A 22345-nucleotide genomic window follows, 5' to 3' on the forward strand; every position below is an offset into this window, starting at 1 on the left:
ACCCTTTTGCCCGACACACCCTACGGGCGGCTCAGCGCTCCGGCAGCGCGCGGGTGCGGGCCAGGAGGAGGGCGACGTCGTCCTCGGAGGAGTCCGCCACCATGGCCTCGATCACGCTGTCGCAGAGGTCGTCCAGCGGCAGCGAGACCGGGGACAGGGCGGCGGCGAGGCGGTCCATGCCCGCCTCCAGATCCGCCTCGCGGGTCTCGATCAGGCCGTCGGTGTAGAGGGCGATCAGGGTGCCCGCGGCGAGCTCCAGGTCCAGGGACTCGTAGGTGCCCGCGCCCAGGCCGATCGGCGTGCCGGGGGGCAGACGGGGAAAGGTGACCCCGCCGCCCGGGGCGACGAGCGCGGGCGGCGGGTGGCCTGCCGTGGCCAGGACGCAGTGCCGGGTGACCGGGTCGTAGAGCGCGTACAGGCAGGTGGCTCCCATGGCGTCCAGGGCGATGCCCTCGGTGTCCGCCTCCTGCTCGCTCATGCGCGCCACGACGTTGTCGAGGTCGGCGAGCAGCTCGGCGGGCGGCAGGCCCAGGTTGGTGAGAGTGCGTACGGCGGTGCGCAGGCGGCCCATCGTGGCGGCGGCGTTGATGCCGTGCCCGGTCACGTCCCCGACGACCAGGGCGAGCCGGCCGTCACGCAGCGGGATCGCGTCGTACCAGTCGCCGCCCACTCCCTCGTGGGTGCCGGCGGGGAGATAGCGGGAGGCCACCTCGACGGCGTCACCGCCGGTCAGGCGGCGCGGCAGCAGGTTGCGCTGCAGCGCGAGCGCGGCGGTGCGCTCACGGGTGTAGCGGAGCGCGTTGTCCAGGCTCAGCGCCGCCCGCGCGACGAACTCCTCGGCCAGATCGAGGTCGTCCAGGGTGAACGGCGTGGGGTTCTCGGTACGGATGAACACGGTGACGCCCAGGATGTCGCCCCGGGCCCGGAGCGGAACGATGATCAGCGTGTGGATGCCGGCATCGCGGATGGTCCTGGCCCGCTGGGGATCGTAGTCCACCCAGGTGCCGGGGGAGGCGTCCAGCACGGGCTCGAAATGGGACCTGCCCGAGGCCAGCACCCGGGTGAAGGGCGAGGTCGGAGGCACGTAGATGACCTCTCCCCGGGCCCAGGGGGATTCGGGGATGCCCGGGTGGATCGAGGCCGCGCCCGCGCGGCGGAACACGGGGATGCCCGCCTCCGTCACGGGCGGCCGCGACGGGACCTCGCTGTTCGGCAGCACCGATTCGTTCAGATCGACCGTGACGTAGTCGCCGAGGACCGGCACGGCCAGGTCCGCCAGCTCCTGCGCGGTCTGACTGACATCGAGGGTGGTGCCGACCCGGGTGCTGACCTGGCGCAGCAGGGCCAGGCGCTCGCGTGCCGGGCTGTCGGTGATGTCCATGGCCAGCGAGCACACGCCCAGCGCCTGCCCGTCACGGCCTTCGAGGCGGAACAGCGAGGTCGTCAGCGTACGCTCCGATCGCCCGTCCGCCGTGGTCCAGCGGGACTCGCGGTCGATGAGGGGGATGCCGTCGGCGAGCACCGCCCGCATCGCCCCCACCGCGAGCTCGGCCTCGGGCCCCGGCAGGAGCTCGGCCAGGGAACGGCCGACCTGGTAGTGGGGGAACACTCGTCGCAGGCGCTGGGCCATCTCGTTCAGCCAGACGCAGCGCAGGTCGGCGTCCCAGACGCCCACGGCCACGGGGGAGCGGCGGATGAGCGGCTCCAGCGCCGAGATCGCTGCCACGCCCCCGCGGAACGGCGTCGCCGCGAGCAGCCAGGAGGTGGTGCCGTCGCGGATGCGCAGCCGGGAGCCCTCCAGCTGTGTCAGGATCGCGCGGCCGTCACGGTGGAGGACCGAGGTGAGGCCGGACCAGTGCTCCTGGTCGCCGAACCGGTGGGCCCAGGCCGCGATCCGCGCCGCGCGGTCGTGCGTGGTCAGGAGTGCCGCGCCGGAGCGGCCGATGACGTCGGCGGCACGGTATCCGAGAAGATCTTCCGCGGCTCGGCTCCACCCGATCACGGTGCCCGTGTCGTCGATCACGGCGATCGCCGCATGTGTCTCTTCCGCCCCGCCACCCGCCGTGGTGAGAGGCATCTGCACAGTCAACCATACCGCCGAGGCCGCCCGAAGCCCTGTCCGCCCCCTGACCTGCGGGGACATCACCCGCTCCGGACGGGGACGGCCCCGCGGGCGGTCAGCCGCAGGCCTGCCGCAGGTCGGCGTACGGCGGGAAACTGTCGACGAGCCCGGCCATCGTGAGCAGCCGGGCCAGCTGGCCGTGCACGCCGACCAGGCGCAGGTAACCGCCCTGGCGTTCGGCCTCGCGCTGGGCGTGGATCAGGGCGGTCAGCCCGCTGCAGTCGCAGAACTCCAGCCCGCTGGCATCAATGATGATCTTGGAGTGGTGACGTTGCAGCAGGTCGGCACAGGCGTCCCCGAGGGTGACCTCGGTGCTGAGGTCGAGTTCGCCCTCCAGGCGGAGGATGTCGCAGCGGCCTGGACCGTCGCTGACGTGCAGCTGGAGCCGGACCATGAGCTTGCCTTCCGGGCTGATTGGCGATGGGCGTCGGGTACAAATCCCCGCCTGAGCGGAGGAACCCCCACATCACATCACCATTTTACCGTTAGAGGTCCTGGCAGACACCGAACTCTCCCGGACCGGTGACGGTTTCCATTGTCCCCACCGGGCACCGCCCCGGCCCACCGGCGGCCGGGCGGCGGGCACCCCCGAAGAAGGCCCCGCCGCCTCTAGCGGAAGGCGGCGACGTGGCGCCGGGCCCAGTCGGCGAAGGTACGCGGCGCGCGGCCGAGCACCTTCGCCACGTCGGGGCTGATCCGCAGCTCGGCGGGGGTGGGCTCGCCGATGATGGCCAGGGTGGTCTCCACCACGGGCTCCGGCATGAACTGCGACATCTGCGCGCGAGCCTCCTCGCGGGTCTGCTCGACGAACCGGATCGGCTCCCCGAGCGCCTCTCCGATCGCCTGGGCCCGCTGCCGGGGCGTGACGAGGGCGGGCCCGGTCAGCTCGTAGACCTGCCCCGTGTGCCCGCTCTCGCGCAGGGTCGCGGCGGCGACCTCGGCGATGTCGGCCGGATCGATGAACGGCAGGCCGACGTCGCCGAACGGGGCCGCCACGGTCCGCCGGGCACGGATCGACTCGGCCCAGGCGTAGGCGTTGGTGTCGAAGCCGCCGGGCCGCAGGATCGTCCAGTCCAGGCCCGACCGCCGGACCGCGTCCTCGAGGGAGCCACCCATGCTGCCGTGGGAGGAGGAGTCGGGGCGGGTCGCGACTCCCTGGGAGGACAGCAGCACGACCCGTGCCACTCCGCCGGCCTGTGCGTCCTTGAGGAGCTCACTCACGACGCCGGCGACGTCGCCGACGGCTGACATGAGGTTCCCCGAGATCAGCAGGAACAGGGCGGTGGCGCCGTCCAGGGCGGGCCGCAGGCTCGCCGGGTCGGCCAGGTCGGCGGCGACGGCCCGCACTCCCCGCGGCACGTCGGATTCGGTGATCTTCCGCGACACGGCCGTCACCGGCTCGCCCGCCTCGGCCAGCGACCGCACCAGCGTCCGCCCCACGTTCCCGGTGGCACCCGTTACAACGATCATGTCGATCTCCTTATTAGTTAGTTGGCTGACTCACTCGAACGGTAGCACAGTGCCCCCGCTCAGGAGCAGTCCGGGTTCGGGCGGCGCCCGGTCACGTGATCGCCCGGAGGGACCGGTGAGGGTCACAACCCGGGCGATCAGCCGGACAGGGCGGTGGGCGTCACGGTTTCCAGGCCGGGTCCCGGCCGATGAGCCCGAGGAACCGGTCGAACGCGGGGGCGTCGTCGGCCACCTTCACCTCCTCGCCGAACGCGCCGCGCTGTCGGCCTGTCGGGGCCATCCGGGCGGCGAAGTCCAGCAGCGTGGCCGCCGTCGTCTCCTCCACCGCGTACGGCCTGCCGAGGGCCCGCGACAGGTCCCAGCCGTGCGCGGCCAGGTCGGTCAGCGCCATGTGGGCGAGCAGGGGCTTGGGCATGCCGCCCATGGCCTTGCTGGTGCCCACCCAGGACTCCGGGCGTTCCCAGGCGGCCATCATCCGCTCGACCCGGTCGGGGAAGTCGCCGGTGTACTCCTTCGGCGGGAGGAACTCACCGTCGCCGGAGACGGACTCGAACTGGGACGCGGCCCACTCCAGATGGTTGATCAGCGCCTTGACGTCGTATTCACGGCAGGGGGTGGCGAGGGCGAGCTCGTCGTCGCGCACGCTCTTGACGAGGTCGGACGTGCGGTCGGCCGTGGTCCGGAGCATGGTCAGCATCTCTTCCATGACCGACACCCTGCCAGTGCCGCGATCACTGCGCGAGCGCCGCCGCGCGGTCAGGGTGGGGGATCATCGCCCCAGAGCGTTGGTGAGCTGGCGGTCGAGGATGCGCTGGGCCCGTTCGGGGGAGAGGTGGCCGAGCAGCAGGTCGGAGGCCAGGCCGTCGACCAGGGCGAGCAGCGTGTCCGCGGCCAGCTCGGCCTCTTCGCCGCTAGATTCCCCCGCCGCCGGGGCCGCCCGGCCCAGCAGGTCGGCCACCGCCGCCGTGAGCTGGGCGCGGCCCTGGCGGTAGCGGTCGGCCAGGGCCGGGTCGTTGAGCGCCCGGATGAACACCGCGATGCCCACCAGCGTCTCCGCCCGGCTCTCCGGGTCGGCCGGCAGCAGGGCCGTCAGCAGGGCGCGCAGCGCGGCCGGTGGCGTCACCGGCTCCGGCACCGCGGCCACGCCGCGCCGGATCCGCTCGTCGAGCCGCCGGCGCAGGTGGCTCGTGGCGTGCACGACCAGCTCGTCCTTGCTCGCGAAGTAGTGCTGCACCAGCCCGATCGACACGCCCGCCGCGGCCGCGACCTCCCGCATGCTGACGGCCTCCAGCCCGCGCTCGGCGGCGATCCGCCACAGCGCCTCGCTGATCTGGTTGCGCCGCTGCTCGTGATCGACCTGCTTCGGCATCCGCCCTCCGCCCGAATTTTTGCCATACATTCATATTGTAAAGGAGGCGTGTGATGACACGGGCGAGGATCGGCCGGTTCACGACACCGGCGGCGCAGGAGGAGTACGGGAAGGTCTACACGGCGGGAATGGCGGCCCTGCCGCCCCCCGCCCGGACCTGCGACGTGGACACCGGGTTCGGGCGGGTCCGGGTCTACGGGTTCGGCGAGGACGGCGACCGGCCGCCGATCGTGCTGCTGCACGGCAGGGCCGCCACCAGCGTCATGTGGCTGCCCAACCTCGCGGCCCTGGCCGAGCGCCGCCGCGTGTACGCCGTGGACCTGCTGGGCGAGGGCGGCCTGAGTGTGCAGACCGCGCCCATCCGGCACGCCGGCGACCAGGCCGCCTGGCTGGACACGGTGCTGGAGCGGCTCGGCATCGGCGCCGCGCACCTCGTGGGCGTGTCGATCGGCGGCTGGCTGGCGTGCAACCAGGCGGTACGCGCCGCCGCCCGGGTGGCCTCGATCACCCTGCTCGAACCGGCCGCCACGCTGGCCAGGCTCCCGCTCGCCGTGCTTCTGCGGACGATCCCGGTCGCGCTGCCGGTCATCGCGGAGCGGGCGCTGCCCGGGTTCCTGCGCTGGACGAACAGCGGCGATTCGTACGACGAGGACGACCCGGTGGCGAAAGTGATCGAGGCGAACCTGCGCCTCTACCGGACCGCCCTCCCGCCGCCCGCCCGCTTCACGGACGGGCAACTGCGGTCCATCGCGGTCCCCGCCCTGGTCGTCATCGGCGGGCGGAGCGTGATGCACGATCCGGGGGAGGCGTACGAGCGGGCCCGCGCGTTCATCCCCGGCGTCCAGGCCGAGCTCTGGCCGCACGCCACGCACGCCCTCGCGGGTCAGTGCGCCGCCGAGGTGAACGCCCGGATCCTGCGCTTCCTCGACGAACAGGACGGATGACCACGGCGAGGCCGCATCACAAATCCCCGCAAATGGCAGGAAACGGTCATCGAACGGCACATTGCTGGCCGCTCGCGGGCCGATTCGGCGGGCCTGTTCGTCGCACGCTGGAAACGCCGGCAGATCTCCGATACCGAAGGGTGCGAGAATGGCGAAAATGGCTTTTTCGGCTGCCCGCAACGCGGCAAAGTGGCCGCCGCGCTGGCGGGAATTCGTTAATCACGCGGGCGGCAAGGTCGCCCACATCAAGTTGCGCTCCGACGAACCCGGAATCCGCGGCCTGTTCCGCTATAGACCGGACACGGCAGAGCCGCTGAACCTGCTCTCGGAAGTGCTCCTCCGCGGCGACGGCACGCTGGGCCGGGGGGAGCGCGAGCTGATCGCGGCCTACGTGTCCTCGCTCAACCGCTGCCGGTTCTGCTACCACACGCATGCCGCCTTCGCCGCCATCAGGGTGCCCGGCGGCATGGAGCTCATCGACCAGGTACGCGCCGACCTCCCGAACGCGCCCGTCCCGGCCAAGCTCAAGGCGCTGCTGGAGATCGCGGCGGCCGTGCAGCGCGGCGGCCAGGAGGTCACCGGCGAGCACGTGGCGGCGGCCCGGCGCGAGGGGGCGACGGACGAGGAGATCCATGACACGGTGCTGATCGCGGCTGCGTTCTGCATGTACAACCGGTACGTGGACGGCCTGGCCACGCTCGCCTGCGACGACCCCGAGCACTACGCCGAGCGGGCCCGGCTGACCGGGGGATATGTGGCGACATGGAAGGAGGCGCTGGACGAGGCCTGCTGAGCCGCGCTGAAGATCACGGGGCCGCCGCCGGGCCCCGTCCGGCGCCCACGCCGCCCGTCAGGCGAAGAACTCGTCCACGGAGTAGGGGTCGTACGGGAAGCTGGAGCGCTCGCTGATCTTGCCGTCGCTCAGCACGAAGAGCTGGAGGCCGTGGTCGTCGAGGGTGCGGCCGTCGCGCTCACCGTGGATCGACAGGATCGCGGCCACCCGGTCCGAGCCGACCAGGTAGTCCTGCGGTTCCAGTCGCAGGGTGCTCGTGGTGGCCTGGGCCAACTGTGAGAGGTAGCCGAGGACCTCCTCCTTGCCGCGGTAGTCCCGGGCCATCGGGCCGCGGCCGGGAACGTGGAAGACCACGTCCTCGGTGAGGAGGTTTCGGAGAACGTCCATGTCGCCCTTGGCGAGGGCGTCGTAGAAACCGCTGGCGACAGTGATCTGGGGATTTTCGGTCATGGATACCGTCCAGTCGCAGACAGGGCTTATAGGACCGATCGCGACCCTACGCGGCGTAGATCCGCGAAACAAGGAGGTGGCTTGCGGTAAATGTCGGAAATATGGAATGGGTGGGGAGGGCGTTGACAGGTGAAGAGCGGCGACCCGATCATGCAGGAGGTTGGCTGGCTGCGATAACTGGAAATGAGGCCCTTTTATGCCCCACGTCAGCATCGATTCAGGTGAGCCCGGAATTCGCGGCCTCTTCGCCTTTCGCCCTGAGACCGCCGGGCCGCTGAACGCCCTGGCCGAGGTGCTGCTCCGCGGGGACAACACCCTGACGCGCGGCGAGCGGGAGCTGATCGCCGCCTACGTGTCGGGACTCAACGAGTGCCGCTACTGCACCGCCTCGCACGCCGCGTTCGCCGCCGCCCAGCTGCCCGAGGGCATGCACCTGGTCGACCGGGTCCGTGCCGACGTGGGCAGCGCGGAGATCTCGCCGAAGCTCAAGGCGTTGCTGGCGATCGCGGCCGCGGTCCAGAAAGGCGGCCGCGAGGTCACCGGCGACCTGGTCGACGCCGCCAAGGCGGAGGGGGCCACCGAGCGGGAGGTCCACGACACGGTGCTGATCGCGGCGGCGTTCTGCATGTTCAACCGGTACGTGGACGGCCTGGCCACGTACGCGCCCGACGACCCGGCCGTCTACGCCGCGGCGGCCGAGCGCATCGTGAAGCACGGCTACGGCTACCCCGCCCCCGCGGTCGCCCCCGCCGTCGCCGTCGCCGTCGCGGAGCAGGCGGGACAGCCCGGGTGACGCACGACCACCGCTTCGTCGTCATCGGGGCCGGCCCGGGCGGGCTCCAGCTCAGCTATTTCCTCCAGCGTGCCGGGGCCGACTACGTCACGCTGGAGCGGGAGGCCGCGCCCGGCGGCTTCTTCCGCCACTACCCGCGCCACCGGCGGCTGATCTCGCTGAACAAGGTGCACACCGGCGAGAAGGACCGCGAGATCCAGCTCCGCTGGGACTGGAACTCCCTGCTCAACGACGGCCCCGAGCTGGCGTTCCCGAGCTATTCGCAGGAATACTTCCCGCACGCCGACGACCTGGTGCGCTATCTGGCGGACTTCCAGCGCGTCCACGGGCTGCGCGTGCGCTACTCCACGCCGGTACTACGGGTGGAAAGGTACGGCGAGAGCCGGTTCGCCGTGCACACGGGCGACGCCGTCTACCACGCCGACTGCGTGATCGTGGCGACCGGGTGGGGCGGAGCGTACGTGCCCGACATCCCGGGCATCGAGCTGGCCACCGGGTACGAGGACGCGCCCGTCAGCGGGGAGGGCTACGCCGGGCAGCGGGTGCTCATCCTCGGCAAGGGCAACTCGGCGTTCGAGACCGCCCAGGCGTTGCTGCCGTACGCGTCGGTGATCCATCTGGCCAGCCCCAACCCCCTGCGGCTGACGTGGGACAGCAAGCATCCCGGGCACGTACGCGGGATGTACGGCGCCCTGCTGGACAGCTACTGGTTCAAGACCCTGCACGCCGTGCTGGAGTGCACCGTGGACCGGATCTGGCGGGCGGACGGGGCGTACCGGGCCGAGATCACGTACACGCTGGCCGACGGCGAGCGGGCCGTGCTCGACTACGACGCCGTGCTGCGCTGCACCGGCTTCACCATGGACACCGGGCTGTTCGACGAGTCCTGCCGGCCCGAACTGGCCCCGAACGGGCGCATCCCGGCCATCCGCCCCGACTTCCAGTCCGCCAACATCGACGGCCTCTACTTCGCCGGCACGCTCATGCAGGCCCGCGACTTCAAGCGCGCCTCCTCGGCGTTCATCGACGGCTTCCGCTACAACCTGCGCACGCTGGCCGCGCTGCTGTGCGAGCGCTACGACGGCGTGCCGCTGCCCTCCCGCGAGCTGCCCGCCGACGCCGGCCTGCTGACGGAGCACGTGCTCGGCCGGGTCAACCACAGCTCGGCTTTGTGGACCCAGTTCGAGTACCTGTCGGACGCCTACGTGATCGGCCCCGCCGTACGGCACTACGAGGACCTGCCGGAGGACTACGCCGTCTCCCGCTTCGCCGGCGAGGACCTGCTGCTCACCGTCACCCTGCGCTGGGGCCGCCGCGACCACCCCGACGTGTTCGCCATCCGGCGGCACCCGACCCCCGAGCGCGCCGACGAATGCGCCTTCCTGCATCCCGTCGTCCGGGTCTGGCGGCGCGGCGAGCAGGTCGCCGAGCGGCACCTGCTGGAGGATTTGCAGGCCCGCTGGCAGGACCCGGAACGTCATGCCGCCCCGCTGCGCTCCTTCCTGTCCGCGCACCTGCCCGATCGGTAGGGCCTCTCAGCCGGGGAAGCGGGCCACGAGATCGTCCACCACGCCCTCGAACGACCCGTGCGCCGTCAGGGCGGCGCGCTGCCGGGCGGCCCCGCTCCCGGCGGCGCGCAACCACGCCCACCCCCGCAGCACCGTCTCCAGGTCGCCGCTGTCCGTCAGGGCGTGCCGGATGTGCTCCAGCAGCCCCTCCACCACCTCCGCCGCCGGAACCTGCCGCCCGGTGTACGGGTCGGCGCCGTGCCCGTCGAGCCCGTCCCTGGCCGCCCGCCAGTAGGCCACCCGCAGCAGCTCCTCCGGCGGCCGTGGCCCCGGATCCCCGGCCTCCACCCGTCTCAGCGAGACCGTCACCAGCGCCCTGACCACGAGCGCCAGCAGCACCGACTCCGCCGCCGAGGCCGGCACGTCGGTCACCCGCACCTCCACGGTGGGCAGCCGCAACGACGGCCGCGCGTCCCAGAACATCGTCGCCGGGTCCACCAGCGCCCCGCTCGCGGTCAGCCCCGCGACCAGGGCCTCGAACTCGGCGAGGCTCTCCAGGTAGGGTGGCGGCCCGGCCACCGGCCACTTGCTCCAGGACAGGATGCGCCAGCCCGCGTAGCCGGTGTCGCGGCCCGTCCAGAACGGTGAGTTGGCCATGAGCGCGATCAGCGCGGGCAGCCAGGGGCGCAGGTGGTTGCAGACCAGCAGCGCCCGCTCCCGGTCGGGCAGGTGGACGTGGACGTGACCGGCGCAGATGGCCTGCTCGTCGTGGAGCGCCCGGTAGTTGTCGATGCCGAGGTCGTAACGGGGGTCCTCGGTGATCGGCGGCGGCACCGCGGGCCCCAGCACGGGAGTGCCCGAGGCGACCACGGCCAGCCCCTCGGCCCGCGCGGCGGCGGCCACCACGGCCCGCATCCGCCGCAGCTCCCGCTCCAGCTCGGCCGGCCCGGCGCAGGGCGGCGTCTTGGCCTCCACCTGGAACTGCGTGATCTCCGTGCCGACCCGGTCGCCGAGCTCGCCGGCGGCCCGCCCGACGACCAGCCCGGCCCGCGGCGCCACCTCCCGGGTGCGGGGATCGACCACGAAGTATTCCTCCTCGACCCCCATCAGCGGGCGCACGGGGTCGAACGGCGTGGCTGCCGTCGATGCGGCGGTCGCGGTCATGGGCTCCCTTTCGCGCGCGGGACCTGCCAGGTCCGATCTTGCCCGCCCGGGCCCTCACCCGGCACCGCTTTCGCGCAACGCGGAGCAGCCCCGGGGCTCAGGGACGCAGGTCGAGCACCAGGGCACGATGGTCGGACACCTCGGGCGCGGTCATGATCTCGAATCGTTTGACGGCGGCGGGGTCGGACACGAGCAGGTAGCTGGCATGCCGTACCGGCTTGAGATAGCGCGAGGTCCTGGTGTCGCCCTCCCGGACCAGATCGACCAGGCCGAGCCCGGCGAGGACCTGGAACGTCTCGCTGCCGGGCAGCAGGTTGAGGTCGCCGCACACCACGGTCAGGTCGCCGTTCTCGCGGACGCCGCCGACGAGCTCCGCGAGCCGCTCGGCCTGCGCGCGGCGGGCCGGAGTGTCGGCCTTCCCGCGCGCGTCCCGCAGGCCGTGCAGGTTGACGACGCTGACGAACCGCCGCGCCTCGGGGTCGAAGACCCGCACCGCCAGCGCGGCGCGGGGCCGGCCGTCGCTCGGCCACCCGTCGCGATGGTCGACGTAGCCGCCGTGCACGAACGCGGTTCGCAGGCCGACGACCGAAAGCGGCTCGGCGACGAAGGTCGCGACCCCGAAGTCCTGCCGATGCGCCCGCCGGTCCTGGTCCTGGACCGGCCCGGAGTCGCTCGCGGCGAACAGGCCCTGGTGGCGCGGCAGGCGCGAGCGGACGTCGGCCAGGAGGTTCGCCCGCTGCGGCAGCGATCGCTCGGCGTCGTCGAACCGGGTCCAGCCGTGGAGGGCCGGGGTGTGGGTGACCTCCTGCAGGCACAGGACGTCGGCTTCGCAGCCGTCGAGCCAGCGGGCGAGCTCGTCGAACATCGCGCCGCCCCAGGCGTTCAGGGAGATGATCTGCACGGTGAAGAACCTAGTACGGGCGTGCGGAGACGTTCGCCCCGGGTGCGGTGCGCATGACGCCCTCTGTGATACGGTCGGCGGCGCCGTGCACCACTGCGACCCTGAGGAGGTGAGTCCGATCAACGATGTGACAGGTCGGGGCTCCCTCCCGTGCATGGTCTAGGGAGCGCCCGCGGCAGGCATCCCGAAAGGCATGAAACACCATGCGCTTCACCTCCCGGACGTCGTCGGACGGCGTCCTCGAACAGCTCTTCACCCTCGACGAGATCCCCGGCGTGTTGTGGACGCCGGACGACGCCCCCGGCACCCGGCCCCTGATCCTGATGGGGCACGGCGGCGGGCAGCACAAGAAGGCCCCCGCCATCCTGGCCCGCGCCCGCCACTTCGTCACCGAGGGCGGCTTCGCGGTCGCCGCGATCGACGTGCCCAACCACGGCGAGCGGCCGAGGAGCGAGAAGTTCGACCGGATCGCGGCCGAGCTCCGGGCCCGGATGGACGCCGGCGAGGACCCGGCTCCGCTGGTCGCCACCATGCAATCGCTCGCGGCCGGGCAGGTCGTCCCGGAATGGCAGGCGGTCCTGACCGCGCTCCAGCGACTCGACCACGTCGGCCGCGGACCCGTGGGCTACTGGGGCGTGTCGCTGGGGTGCGGGCTCGGTGTCCCGTTCGTCGCCGCCGAACCCCGGGTCGGCGCCGCGGTGCTCGGCCTGCAGGGGTCGCCGGCGCTGGCCGAGACCGCCACCCGGATCACCGTGCCGGTGCAGTTCCTCGTGCAGTGGGACGATGAACGGGTGCCGCGGGCCCACAGCCTGGCGCTGTTCGAGGCGTTCGCGTCAGCCGAGAAGACGATGCACGCCAACCCCGGCAAGCACGGAGACCTGCCGCGGTTCGAGATGGACGACGCGCTGCGGTTCTTCATCCGGCAGCTCGGCTGACACCCGTCCGTGACCCTTCGGCGCGCCGGCCGAGATCCGTTCCCGGCCGGCGCGCCGTACGGCGTCCGGGCAGGTCACGGGCACCGGCCGGCGTCGTGATCACGTCGGAGCGGCGCTAACCGGTACGGTACGGTTTGCGAATGATTTCCGCATCGCGCCCTGACGACCGGATCTCGGCCGGGTTCCGGTTCGCCGCCGAGCTGGTCGCCTGGGTCGCGACCCCCTGGGCCCTCGCCCCGCATTCCGTGCCGCTGGCCGTGCTGTCGGTCGTGGTGCTGATCGGGCTGCCCACGGTGTTCGCCACGCCGGGGGACAAGCGGAACGTGATCATCGCGGTGCCGGGAGCGGTGACTATCCTGCTGGTGCTGCTGCAACTCGTGGCCGCGGTGGCGGCGGCGTGGGCGGCCTGGAACCCGTACGTGGCCGTGCTGGTCTCCGTGCTGGCCGTGGTCGCCGTCGTCCTGGAGCTGCCGCGCTGGCGGTGGCTCGCCTCACTGCGGGGGTGGCGTCGCGCGCCTGGATGACCGATGCTGCAAGGCATGGGTCACTCGCCGCTCTCCTACACCTCCGGGGTCTCCGCCGTCCGCCTGCTGGGCGAGACGATCGGGGAGAATCTGGAGCGCGCCGCGGCCCGGCACAGGGACCGTCCGGCCCTCGTGGACGTGGCGACCGGCCGGCGCTGGACCTACGCCGAGCTCGACGCCGCGGTCGACGAGGTCGCCCTCGGCCTGCTGACCATGGGCATCGCCAAGGGCGACCGGGTCGGCATCTGGGCGCCCAACCGCGCCGAGTGGGTGCTGACCCAGTACGCCACCGCGAAGATCGGCGCGATCCTGGTCAACGTCAACCCCGCCTACCGCGGCCACGAACTGGACTACGTGATCCGCCAGTCCGGCATGCGCCTGCTGATCAGCGCCGTCGGGCACAGGACCAGCGACTACCGGGCGATGCTCGCCGAGATCGGCTACGAGGACGTGGTGTTCATCGCCGAGCCCGGCTGGGACGAGCTGGTGGCGGCCGGCCGCCGCGCCGACCCCGCCACCCTGCGCGCGCGGGCGGCCACGCTGGCCTTCGACGACCCGATCAACATCCAGTACACCTCGGGCACCACCGGCTTCCCCAAGGGCGCCACGCTGTCCCACCACAACATCCTCAACAACGGCTACTTCGTCGCCGAGGGCCTCGGCTACACCGAGGCCGACCGGGTGTGCCTGCCGGTGCCGCTCTACCACTGCTTCGGCATGGTCATGGGCAACCTGGCGGCGACCTCGCACGGCGCCTGCGTGGTGCTGCCCGCGCCCGGCTTCGACGCGGGCGCGACCCTGCGGGCCGTGGAGAGCGAGCGGTGCACGTCCCTGTACGGCGTGCCGACCATGTTCATCGCCGAGCTCGACCACCCGGACTTCGCCACCTTCGACCTGTCCAGCCTGCGCACCGGCATCATGGCCGGCTCCCCCTGCCCGGTCGAGGTGATGAAACGGGTGGCCGGCGAGATGCACATGAGCGAGGTGGCGATCTGCTACGGCATGACCGAGACCTCCCCGGTGTCCACCATGACCCGCCGCGACGACGGCCTGACCCGCCGCACCGAGACGGTCGGCCAGGTCATGCCGCACCTGGAGGTGAAGATCGTCAGCCCCGAGACCGGCCTGCCGGTGCGCCGCGGCGAACCCGGCGAGCTGTGCACCCGCGGCTACTCGGTGATGCTCGGCTACTGGGAGGAGCCCGGCAGGACCGCCGAGGCGATCGACGCGGCCCGCTGGATGCACACCGGCGACCTGGCCACCATGGACGACGACGGCTACGTCAACATCGTCGGCCGGATCAAGGACATGGTCATCCGCGGCGGCGAGAACGTCTATCCGCGCGAGGTCGAGGAGTTCCTCCACACCCATCCCGACATCGCCGACGTCCAGGTCATCGGCGTCCCCGACAGCAAATACGGCGAGGAGCTCATGGCCTGGATCGTGCCGCGCCCCGGCGCCACGCCGATCACCGCCGAGGCGGTCAGGGCCTTCTGCGCCGGCCGCCTGGCCCACTACAAGATCCCCCGCTACGTCCATCTGGTGGACGAGTTCCCGATGACCGTCACCGGCAAGATCCGCAAGGTGGAGATGCGGGAACAGGCGGTCGGCCTGCTGGGCCTGCACGACGCGGCGGCCATCGAGAACGCGTGAACAGAACGCGGCGGCCATCGTGAACGCGTGAATAGAACGCGGCGTCACCGGTAAGGACACCAGCATCCGACATCGGCTGCGGGGGGCTCAATGCCGGACAAACTGCCCAGACGTGTGCCCAAAACCGGAGCGACGTGGCTGGCCGGGTGGCGGGAGCACGGGTCGCCGGGGCCGTTCCGGCCGGCGTTCTGGCGCAGCCCGCTGCGCGGCCCCTGGCTCACGTCGGTGCTCGGCCTGGTGCTGCCGGCCGGGCTGATCATCGTCGCGGTCACCGGGCTTCTCCCGATGGTTGCTGGTCACCCTGGCGCTCTTCGTCGGCTCGGGTCTGCTCTACCTGGTACGGCGCGCCGCCTCACGCAGGGCGAGGCGGCGCCAGCCACGGCGATCACGGGGTGAACAGCCCCCAGTACGCCGCCCACGGCACGAAGACCAGCCCGCCCGCCAGCAGCAGCCCCCGCCGAACCCCGCCACCGGCCTGCCGCAGCCGGAGCGCGAGCCGCACGCCCGCGGCCACCACCGTGACCGCGAGCACCTGGAGGAGCAGCCAGACGAGGGGACGGCCCAGGACCGTGCTCCCCGCGGTGGTGGCCCCGGTCGCGACGATCGAGAAGAGGTACGTCACGGTGCCGAGCACGCACACCAGCCCACCGGCGGCCAGCACCCTGCCGGCCCACCGGCCGGTCGCGGGGCGCGTCCGGCCCCTCCTGCGGAACAGCCCGGCGGCCGGGTAACCGAGGAACGCGATCAGCATCACCGCCACCGTCGCGATCTGCAGGCCGCCCGTTTCGTACCAGGCCGGCGGCCGGAGCGGCGCGCTGGCGAGCTCCTGCGCGGGCGGCGCGTCGGCGCTCGCCCGGGGCGCTCCGCCGGCGAGCGCGGCGATCCACGACGTGACGAGCTCCAGGTATCCGGGCGCGAACCCGGAAGGCCGGACCGGGACGAAACCGTCGGTGCTGTGCCGCAGGTCGTGGTCGGCCGCAGGGACCACCCGCAGTGTGTAGTGCCGGTTGCCGCCCTCGTCCAGCGCCTGCCTGAACAGCCGGACGCTCTCACCCGGTACGGTCGAGCGGTCGTGCTCGGCGAAGACCGCCAGCAGCGGCTGCCGGACCTGCCGCAGGGTCGCCACCGGGTCGTGGCCGGTGTCCCCGAACAGGCCGGCGGCCACCATCATCCGGCTGAGGTTCACGCCGATCGGCTCCAGCAAGGACCGGGTCACCCCCGCGTGCGACAGGTACGTCCGGTTGCTCCAGAGCTGGGTCCGATCCGAGGGCAGCGCGCCGGCCCCGGCGGTGATCACGAAAGCGACGTCGGGGGAGCGGACCGCGGCCAGCGGGGCCACCCAGCCGCCCTCGCTGTGGCCCCACACGCCGACCCGCGACGGCTGCACGTCCGCGCGGGCCCGCAGCAGCCGTACGCCGGCGATGGCATCGTCGGCCAGGTCCGCGAACGAACTGGTCGCCCGGGAGTAGCCGGACCGCTTGTCGTAGATCAGCACCACGACGCCGGACCTGGCGAAGGCCTCCGCCTCGGCGCGGTAGGACTCACGGGACACGCCACCGGCGCCCGCGATGAGCACCAGCCCGGGGCGTCTCGCGCCCCCGGCCGCGGGCGCGAGCACCGTCCCGTGCAGGGGCACGGCGCCGTTGTGGAAGGTGACCTCGGTGCCGACGAGGTCATCGGCCGCCGCCGCGGGCGCGGCCGGGATCACCAGTGGGGACAGGACGATCAGCAGGGCCGCGATCCAGCGGCCTAACCAAGGGGATTTGCGTGAAGGCAGCACGAAGTGCTCTCCTTTGCTCGGAGGTCATCGGACATCAAGGACTCGCCGGAAGGCGAGGTGTCATGGCTTCCGCCTCCTGGGCCGTCGAGTGGCCGCTCGACGGCCCAGGCTTCGGTCAGGGCTCAGGTGGTCTCCTCCTGGGGCTCGGGGAAGGCGAAGAAACGGGTCAGCACCGTACGGGCCTCGAGCGGCGTCTCGTCGGCCGGACGCTGATATTTCTGAAGCAGGGCCAGGTAGTCCTCGAAGAAGGCGGCCAGCTCGTCCAGGGTCAGGCGGATGGAGCCCCGCGAGTAGGGCACGGCGTCCGCCCACGGCCCCATCCGCGCGCGGACGTCCTGGAAACGGGCGAAGGTCTCCGCATCCTCGGCGAGCCACAGCCGGTTGAGCTCCTCGATCGCCGCCCGCAACTCCGGGCTCTGCCGGCTGCGGACGGGAAAGCGGACGCTCCTGCGGGTGAGCCGCCACCAGCGCTGCCTGCCGTGGGCCCGCTCCCTGACCTCCTCGACGAAGCCGTGCTCCGCCAGCACCCGCAGGTTGTAGCTGGTGCCTCCGCTGGTGACGCCGAGCCGGGCGGCGAGCACCGTGGAGGTCGCCTCGCCCACGAGCTCCAGCTCGCGCAGGATGCGCTGGCGCAGCGGATTGGCCAGCGCCTTGGCCATCGCCAGGTCGAGAAAGTCATCAGCCACGGCTTCCACGATATTGCATGCACGACTTTTCGTGCATCCCTCGTGGGATGAGATTCTGAGCGAGCCGGCCGTTCCTCCCCCTGAGCGTGATTCCGAGGTGACGCATGACCGTCAGCAACCTGGCCAGGACCCCGCGGAGTGTGGACGTCGCCGTCGTCGGCGCGGGCATCATCGGCGCGAGCTGCGCCTTCCATCTCGCCCGGCGCGGCCTGCGGGTGGCCGTGCTGGAGACCTACGAGGGGCCGGCGATGGGCAGCTCGGGCCGGTCGTTCGCGGGGGTGCGCGCCCAGTGGACGGATCCGGTCAACATCCGGTTGTCCTGGGCTGGCATCCAGACCTACCGGGACTTCGCCGCCTTGTACGGCGTGGACGCGGGCTACCGGCCGCTCGGCTACCTGCTGCTGGTCCCCGAGGACCGCTGGGAGGCCCAGCTCGCGGCCGTCGAGCTGCAACGCTCGCTGGGCGTCGAGGTGGAGGTGCTCTCGCCGGAGGAGGCGCAGCGGCACACGAGCTTCGTCCCGGACGGAATCGGCGGGTGCACCTGGGGGCCGGGGGACGGGGTGGTCGATCCGCACCAGGTCACGGCGACGTACCTGGCGATGGCCCGCGACCTCGGCGCGACCGTGTCGTACCGGCGCGAGGTCGTCGCCGTGGAGCGGCGCCAGGGGCGCTGGGAGCTGACCACGACGGAGGGCGCGCTGAGCGCCCGGCAGGTCGTCAACGCGGCCGGTGGCTGGGCCGGGGAACTGGCGGCGCTGGCCGGGCTGCGGGTGCCGGTGCGGCACGTCAGGCGGATGGTGTTCGGCAGCGCGCGGGATGCCGTCGAGCGGCCGTTACCGATGACGATCGACGTGGCGAGCGGCTTCTTCCTGCGCGGCGAGGGGGCCCGCCTGCTGATCGGGCGGGCCAATCCCGGGGAGTCGCCGGGATACACGACCCGGGTCGACTGGGACTGGCTGGAGCACGTACTGGCCTCCGGGGTGCGGCGCTTCCCGTGGCTGGCCGAGGTGCCGATCGATCCGGCGGGGTCCTGGGCGGGCACGTACGAGATCACGCCCGACCACCTGCCCTTCCTGGGGGCCATGCCGGGCGCGCCCGGCTGGATCAACGCGTGCGGCTTCTCCGGCCACGGCGTGATGCAGGCGCCGGCGGTGGGCCGGTTGATCGCCGAGGAGGCGCTGGACGGCCGGGCGCACAGCATCGACATCGACCCGCTGCGGATCGAACGCCTCGCGGAGGCCGGCACGCGAGGCGACGCCCTCGTATTCTGACCGAAACCTTTCGGAGCCAACGCGCTGGATAACCGGGATTTTCAGCTAGTTTCCGAAAGTTTCGACATGGGATTCGACATCAAGCCAGCTCACGATGGCGCATGTGGATTCGTCTCCGAAATATTTCGGGCGTATTCTTGACATGTTTCGAGTGGATTCTCAGACTGATCGCCAACACCCCACCCGGAAGGGAGAGCCCTGGTGATCACCGGCTTGGGCCGCTCAAAACTCCGCTCGAAGGTCGTCGCGCTGGCGCTGGCGGTGATGCTCTCGGCCGCCGGAGCGGTGACGTTCGCATCCACCGAGGCAGCCGCGGCCGCCGGCGTCGAGAACGAGGGCGCCGACTGCGTCGTGACCGGCCTGCCCGACGCGGGCTCCCTCCCCACCAACTCCAGGCTGCCCGACCCCTTCACAAGGCTGAACGGCACCCGCATCACCACCAGGTCCGACTGGCGCTGCCGGCGGGAGGAGATCAAGCGGCTGGCCGAGCGCTTCGTCTACGGTGAGAAGCCCCCGAAACCGGCGAGCGTCACCGGGACCGTCTCCAGAACCGGAATCACGGTCAACGTCAACCACAACGGCAGGAGCGCCAGCTTCTCGGCCAGTGTGTCGCTGCCGAGCGGGTCCGGGCCGTTCCCGGCCGTCGTGGTGCTGGGCGGGTTCGGCGCGGACGCGGCGGCGATCAGGGCGGCCGGTGCCGCCGTCATCAGCTACGACCCCTACGCGGTCGGGCGTGAGGGCACGCCGCGCAACAACAAGCAGGGCGCTTTCTACAGCATCTACGGCTCATCGAGCAGCACCGGGCTGCTCCTCGCCTGGGGGTGGGGCGTGAGCCGGATCATCGACGTCATCGAGCAGTCGGACGGCAGCATCCTCAGGGCGGACGCCACCGGCGTCACCGGGTGCTCGCGCTTCGGCAAGGGCGCCTTCGTGACCGGCGCGTTCGACCAGCGCATCGCCCTGACCATGCCGATCGAGTCGGGCAGCGCCGGGGTCCCCATCTTCCGCGGCATCCCCGGGGAGGGCGCCCAGAGCCTGAGCAGCGCCTACGGAGAGCAGCCATGGCTGGGTGACGCGTTCGGCTCCTTCACCGGAAGTCCGGGCAGGCTGCCGGTGGACACGCACGAGATGGTGGCCATGGTCGCGCCGCGCGGGCTGTTCATCATGGACAACCCGCACATCACCAACCTGGGCCCCAGGTCCGCGATCGTGGCCGCGCTGGGCGGGGCGGAGGTCTACAAGGCGCTCGGCGCGGGCGACAACATCACCTACTGGTCCGACGTCCAGGACGGCACCCACTGCGCCAGCAGGTCCGAATGGCGGACCCCGTTGCAGCAGAACATCCAGAAGCACCTGCTGAAGACGGGCAACGCCGCCGGCGCGATGAGGATCTCCTCCAGGGCGTCCGGCAACCTGGCCGAGTGGCGGGACTGGCAGACGCCGGCCCTCGGCGACGGCGGCGGTGACACCACCGCGCCGAGCACGCCGGGCACCCCGGCCGCGACCGGCGTGACCGCCACCAGCGCCACGCTGACCTGGCCCGCCTCCACCGACCAGGGCGGTTCCGGGCTGGCCGGCTACAACGTCTACCGGGAGCAGGGCGCCACCGACCCGCAACTCGGCCAGTCCGCCACCAACTCGATCACCCTCACCGGGCTGACCGCCAACACCCAGTACCAGGTGTACGTACGGGCCCGGGACGGCGCCGGCAACCTGTCCGGCAACTCGCCGGCGGTCACGTTCACCACGACGACCGGCGGCGGCGACACCTCGCCGCCCACGGCTCCGGCCGGCCTGGCCGCCTCGGGGACGACGTCCACGGGCACGAGCCTGAGCTGGACGGCCTCGACCGACGACAACGGCGTCACCGGCTACGACATCCTGCGCGCGCCCGGCGCCAGCGGCGGCACGTTCACCCAGGCCGGGACCTCGGCCACGACCTCGTTCAACGACACGGGCCTGACCCCGAGCACCACCTACCGCTACCAGGTCAGGGCGCGGGACGCCGCGGGCAACACCTCGCCGGTCTCGAACACCGTCTCGGTCACCACCGCGCCCGGCACGTCCACCGGGGCCTGCACGGCCGCCGCGACCGTGCAGACCCAGTGGGCCACCGGGTACGTCGTCCAGCCGCTGACCATCACCAACACCGGCACCGCGACGATCACGGGCTGGACGGTCACCTTCACCCTGCCCGCCGGCCACACGCTGACCGGCTCGTGGAACGCCACCACGACCGTCAGCGGGCAGACCGTGACCATCAGGAACGTCGGCCACAACGGCACCCTCGCCCCGGGAGCCGCCACCACCAGCGTCGGTTTCCAGGTCAGCCGCCCGAACGGCAACACCGCCCTCCCGTCCGGTTACACCTGCGCCTGACCCCGAGTCACGGACCGCGGTAGATCACCCGGGAGAAGCCCATGCCCCGGCCGGACCGCCCGGGGACGGGGCCGGGCATCGGGCCGGGCAGGAAGGGCGGCTCGCCGGGCTCCTCGTCGCCCTCGGGCGTGCCCTCCCCGGAGCCCAGCAGGGACCTGGTCAGCGACTCGCGCTCGCCCAGCATCTCGTCCAGCGCCCGGGTCAGGTGGTCGCCGGTGAGCTCGGGCGCGGCCTCGCCGTTCCTGATCGCGGCGAGCACCGCCCGGCGCAGCAACTCCTTGAAGAAGGACGCCGTCGCCCCCTCGGTCCTGGTCACCACGGGGTCGAGGTCGGCCGTGAGCGACAGGCCCCGGGCGTAGAGGCGCAGCAGGGCGGCCCGGCCCGCCTCGTCCGGCTTGGGGATCCGCACGGCCAGGTCCACCCTGCCGGGCCGGTCGGCGAGCGCGCGCTCCAGCACGTCGGCCCGGTTGGTGGTGAGCACGAACGTGACGTCGGCGTCCGCGCCCACCCCGTCCATCGCGTCCAGCAACGCGAACAGCAGCGGATTGCCGCCCTCGGCCATGAAGGAACGGTCGCGGGCGACCAGGTCCACGTCCTCCAGGATGAGGATGGCCGGCTGCAGCCGCCTGGCCAGGCCCGCCGCCTGGGTCACGAACCTGATCGCGACGCCGGTCATCACGATCACCGTGCACTCGCTCATCCGGCCCATGAGGTAGCGGACGGTGTGCGTCTTGCCCGTCCCCGGCGGACCGTGCAGCAGCAGGCCGCGCTTGAGGTGCTGGCCGTGCTCGCGCAGCCGTACGGCGTGCTCGGCGATGCCGACGACGTGCCGCTCGATGGTGTCCAGCACCCCGTCGGGCAGGATCACCTGGTCGGCGGTGAGGTCCGGCCGGGGCAGGAACGTCACCAGGTCGTTGCCCCGATGCTCGCTCCAGCTGAAGGACAGCACCTGGCCACGGTAGATGTCGTGCTCGCGCATCAGCCGCTCGATCTCGTCGCGGGTCTGCGTGGCACTGGACCGGTCCGGTGCGAGCACGACCACCTGGCACTGCCCGGAGCCGTGCTCCTGGGCGCCCCGCAGCGCGACGACGACGGGTGTGCCGCCGGGGGAGCGGGTCAGGACCAGGCCGAGGGAGATGACCTCGGTGGTCTTGTCGGGCCCGATCGCCGCCGTGGCGTAGTCGACCGCGCCCGGCTCGAAGCGCTCCCATCCCCGGGCGGCGCTGGCCAGCATGTTGACGATGTCGGTGTGCTCGCGCCCCTGCCCGGCGATGCCGAACCACTCGGCGTGCGGGCTGTGCGCGGCGAGGTAGGCGTCGACGCCCCGCTGCAGGTTCGCGTGCTCCCAGGTGGGGAAGTCCTCGACCACGTTGACGACGTGCCGCAGCTCGCATGACAGGTGCCCGGTGACCCGGGCCACCAGCTCCGGCGGGGGCGACGCCTGCTCCAGTTGACGGCGGGCGTCGTTCAGCAGTTCGCTCAGCGCGCGAGCCAGGGTCGTGGCATCACTGAGATCCATTCCTTCAATCTGGCAGGCTTGGCCGCCGTCCGCGCGGCCGTTCACGCTCGACGGGACCGGCCTGAAAACCCTTTGCGCGGCGGC

Annotated in this window: 21 protein-coding genes; 10 read left to right on the top strand and 11 right to left on the bottom strand. The window is 72.1% G+C overall.

From position 1 onward, the window contains the following. Positions 1–31 precede the first annotated feature (31 nt). The 5 genes from BLS95_RS31250 to BLS95_RS31270 form a co-directional block, all read right to left on the bottom strand. The gene (locus tag BLS95_RS31250; protein ID WP_176993464.1) at positions 32–2077 is read right to left on the bottom strand and encodes a SpoIIE family protein phosphatase; all 2046 of its coding nucleotides are present in this window, start codon (positions 2075–2077) and stop codon (positions 32–34) included. 100 nt (positions 2078–2177) lie between these two features. Next, entirely contained in the window at positions 2178–2516 is a 339-nt protein-coding gene (locus tag BLS95_RS31255) for an STAS domain-containing protein (RefSeq protein WP_090939428.1), read from the bottom strand. Between the two features lie 215 nt (positions 2517–2731). Beyond that, positions 2732–3592, bottom strand: a complete 861-nt coding sequence (locus BLS95_RS31260; protein WP_090939431.1) for an SDR family oxidoreductase — start codon at positions 3590–3592, stop codon at positions 2732–2734. Between the two features lie 160 nt (positions 3593–3752). Further along, positions 3753–4298 carry a TIGR03086 family metal-binding protein gene (locus BLS95_RS31265; protein WP_143043935.1) on the bottom strand — a complete coding sequence of 182 codons (546 nt, stop codon included), beginning with the start codon at positions 4296–4298 and terminating at the stop codon, positions 3753–3755. Between the two features lie 63 nt (positions 4299–4361). Next, the gene (locus BLS95_RS31270) at positions 4362–4961 is read right to left on the bottom strand and encodes a TetR/AcrR family transcriptional regulator (protein ID WP_090939437.1); all 600 of its coding nucleotides are present in this window, start codon (positions 4959–4961) and stop codon (positions 4362–4364) included. Positions 4962–5014: 53 nt separating this feature from the next. Between BLS95_RS31270 and BLS95_RS31275 the strand changes: the two genes are divergently transcribed. Together BLS95_RS31275 and BLS95_RS31280 are read left to right on the top strand one after the other, a co-directional pair. Beyond that, positions 5015–5905, top strand: coding sequence for an alpha/beta fold hydrolase (locus BLS95_RS31275; protein ID WP_090939440.1), 891 nt, complete (start codon positions 5015–5017; stop codon positions 5903–5905). A 157-nt stretch (positions 5906–6062) separates the two neighbouring features. Further along, the gene (locus BLS95_RS31280; protein ID WP_090939443.1) at positions 6063–6698 is read left to right on the top strand and encodes a carboxymuconolactone decarboxylase family protein; all 636 of its coding nucleotides are present in this window, start codon (positions 6063–6065) and stop codon (positions 6696–6698) included. A gap of 57 nt (positions 6699–6755) precedes the next feature. Here the strand turns inward: BLS95_RS31280 and BLS95_RS55950 are convergent, their stop codons facing one another. Next, positions 6756–7148: a nuclear transport factor 2 family protein gene (locus tag BLS95_RS55950; RefSeq protein WP_176993465.1), complete on the bottom strand. Its 393-nt coding sequence runs from the start codon at positions 7146–7148 to the stop codon at positions 6756–6758. 196 nt (positions 7149–7344) lie between these two features. Here BLS95_RS55950 and BLS95_RS31290 point away from each other — a divergent pair, with 196 nt between their 5' ends. Together BLS95_RS31290 and BLS95_RS31295 are read left to right on the top strand one after the other, a co-directional pair. Continuing rightward, on the top strand, positions 7345–7941 hold the full coding sequence (locus BLS95_RS31290) for a carboxymuconolactone decarboxylase family protein (RefSeq protein ID WP_090939446.1): 597 nt from the start codon (positions 7345–7347) through the stop codon (positions 7939–7941). Then, entirely contained in the window at positions 7938–9470 is a 1533-nt protein-coding gene (locus BLS95_RS31295; protein WP_090939449.1) for an NAD(P)-binding domain-containing protein, read from the top strand. Before BLS95_RS31290 ends, BLS95_RS31295 begins: the two co-directional genes overlap by 4 nt. Positions 9471–9476: 6 nt before the next feature. On the opposite strand, the gene BLS95_RS31300 is transcribed toward BLS95_RS31295, so the two are convergent. Continuing rightward, positions 9477–10613 carry a carboxylate-amine ligase gene (locus BLS95_RS31300; RefSeq protein ID WP_090939452.1) on the bottom strand — a complete coding sequence of 379 codons (1137 nt, stop codon included), beginning with the start codon at positions 10611–10613 and terminating at the stop codon, positions 9477–9479. Between the two features lie 97 nt (positions 10614–10710). Beyond that, on the bottom strand, positions 10711–11514 hold the full coding sequence (locus tag BLS95_RS31305; RefSeq protein WP_176993466.1) for an endonuclease/exonuclease/phosphatase family protein: 804 nt from the start codon (positions 11512–11514) through the stop codon (positions 10711–10713). A gap of 203 nt (positions 11515–11717) precedes the next feature. Between BLS95_RS31305 and BLS95_RS31310 the strand changes: the two genes are divergently transcribed. The 4 genes from BLS95_RS31310 to BLS95_RS31325 all read left to right on the top strand — a co-directional run bounded on the left by BLS95_RS31310 (position 11718) and on the right by BLS95_RS31325 (position 15022). After that, complete coding sequence (locus tag BLS95_RS31310) at positions 11718–12449, top strand: dienelactone hydrolase family protein (RefSeq protein ID WP_090939455.1); 732 nt, start codon at positions 11718–11720, stop codon at positions 12447–12449. 140 nt (positions 12450–12589) lie between these two features. After that, on the top strand, positions 12590–12973 hold the full coding sequence (locus BLS95_RS31315; protein ID WP_090939458.1) for a hypothetical protein: 384 nt from the start codon (positions 12590–12592) through the stop codon (positions 12971–12973). A gap of 15 nt (positions 12974–12988) precedes the next feature. Continuing rightward, positions 12989–14626: an AMP-binding protein gene (locus BLS95_RS31320; protein ID WP_090939775.1), complete on the top strand. Its 1638-nt coding sequence runs from the start codon at positions 12989–12991 to the stop codon at positions 14624–14626. 114 nt (positions 14627–14740) lie between these two features. Further along, the gene (locus BLS95_RS31325; RefSeq protein WP_090939461.1) at positions 14741–15022 is read left to right on the top strand and encodes a hypothetical protein; all 282 of its coding nucleotides are present in this window, start codon (positions 14741–14743) and stop codon (positions 15020–15022) included. On the opposite strand, the gene BLS95_RS31330 is transcribed toward BLS95_RS31325, so the two are convergent. Beyond that, positions 15012–16406 (bottom strand): alpha/beta hydrolase family protein, encoded by a 1395-nt coding sequence (locus BLS95_RS31330; RefSeq protein WP_218136070.1) that lies wholly within the window; start codon positions 16404–16406, stop codon positions 15012–15014. The two genes, BLS95_RS31325 and BLS95_RS31330, sit on opposite strands and share 11 nt — an antisense overlap. 122 nt (positions 16407–16528) lie before the next feature. Further along, positions 16529–17092: an ArsR/SmtB family transcription factor gene (locus BLS95_RS31335; protein WP_245765391.1), complete on the bottom strand. Its 564-nt coding sequence runs from the start codon at positions 17090–17092 to the stop codon at positions 16529–16531. Between the two features lie 104 nt (positions 17093–17196). Between BLS95_RS31335 and BLS95_RS31340 the strand changes: the two genes are divergently transcribed. Next, the gene (locus BLS95_RS31340) at positions 17197–18363 is read left to right on the top strand and encodes an NAD(P)/FAD-dependent oxidoreductase (RefSeq protein ID WP_090939464.1); all 1167 of its coding nucleotides are present in this window, start codon (positions 17197–17199) and stop codon (positions 18361–18363) included. A gap of 201 nt (positions 18364–18564) precedes the next feature. After that, on the top strand, positions 18565–20742 hold the full coding sequence (locus BLS95_RS58215) for a fibronectin type III domain-containing protein (RefSeq protein ID WP_245765392.1): 2178 nt from the start codon (positions 18565–18567) through the stop codon (positions 20740–20742). 7 nt (positions 20743–20749) lie between these two features. On the opposite strand, the gene BLS95_RS31350 is transcribed toward BLS95_RS58215, so the two are convergent. Further along, positions 20750–22261, bottom strand: coding sequence for an AAA family ATPase (locus BLS95_RS31350; protein ID WP_090939466.1), 1512 nt, complete (start codon positions 22259–22261; stop codon positions 20750–20752). Positions 22262–22345 lie beyond the last annotated feature (84 nt).

The organism is Nonomuraea jiangxiensis, from assembly GCF_900099965.1.
Taxonomy (GTDB): Bacteria; Actinomycetota; Actinomycetes; order Streptosporangiales; family Streptosporangiaceae; genus Nonomuraea; species Nonomuraea jiangxiensis.

What these genes read in the sequence shown, in the direction of transcription:
- BLS95_RS31250 (WP_176993464.1), bottom strand. Translation starts at nt 2,077, where the DNA reads ATGCCTCTCACCACGGCGGGTGGCGGGGCGGAAGAGACACATGCGGCG.
- BLS95_RS31255 (WP_090939428.1), bottom strand. Translation starts at nt 2,516, where the DNA reads ATGGTCCGGCTCCAGCTGCACGTCAGCGACGGTCCAGGCCGCTGCGAC.
- BLS95_RS31260 (WP_090939431.1), bottom strand. Translation starts at nt 3,592, where the DNA reads ATGATCGTTGTAACGGGTGCCACCGGGAACGTGGGGCGGACGCTGGTG.
- BLS95_RS31265 (WP_143043935.1), bottom strand. Translation starts at nt 4,298, where the DNA reads ATGGAAGAGATGCTGACCATGCTCCGGACCACGGCCGACCGCACGTCC.
- BLS95_RS31270 (WP_090939437.1), bottom strand. Translation starts at nt 4,961, where the DNA reads ATGCCGAAGCAGGTCGATCACGAGCAGCGGCGCAACCAGATCAGCGAG.
- BLS95_RS31275 (WP_090939440.1), top strand. Translation starts at nt 5,015, where the DNA reads ATGACACGGGCGAGGATCGGCCGGTTCACGACACCGGCGGCGCAGGAG.
- BLS95_RS31280 (WP_090939443.1), top strand. Translation starts at nt 6,063, where the DNA reads ATGGCTTTTTCGGCTGCCCGCAACGCGGCAAAGTGGCCGCCGCGCTGG.
- BLS95_RS55950 (WP_176993465.1), bottom strand. Translation starts at nt 7,148, where the DNA reads ATGACCGAAAATCCCCAGATCACTGTCGCCAGCGGTTTCTACGACGCC.
- BLS95_RS31290 (WP_090939446.1), top strand. Translation starts at nt 7,345, where the DNA reads ATGCCCCACGTCAGCATCGATTCAGGTGAGCCCGGAATTCGCGGCCTC.
- BLS95_RS31300 (WP_090939452.1), bottom strand. Translation starts at nt 10,613, where the DNA reads ATGACCGCGACCGCCGCATCGACGGCAGCCACGCCGTTCGACCCCGTG.
- BLS95_RS31310 (WP_090939455.1), top strand. Translation starts at nt 11,718, where the DNA reads ATGCGCTTCACCTCCCGGACGTCGTCGGACGGCGTCCTCGAACAGCTC.
- BLS95_RS31315 (WP_090939458.1), top strand. Translation starts at nt 12,590, where the DNA reads ATGATTTCCGCATCGCGCCCTGACGACCGGATCTCGGCCGGGTTCCGG.
- BLS95_RS31320 (WP_090939775.1), top strand. Translation starts at nt 12,989, where the DNA reads ATGGGTCACTCGCCGCTCTCCTACACCTCCGGGGTCTCCGCCGTCCGC.
- BLS95_RS31340 (WP_090939464.1), top strand. Translation starts at nt 17,197, where the DNA reads ATGACCGTCAGCAACCTGGCCAGGACCCCGCGGAGTGTGGACGTCGCC.
- BLS95_RS31350 (WP_090939466.1), bottom strand. Translation starts at nt 22,261, where the DNA reads ATGGATCTCAGTGATGCCACGACCCTGGCTCGCGCGCTGAGCGAACTG.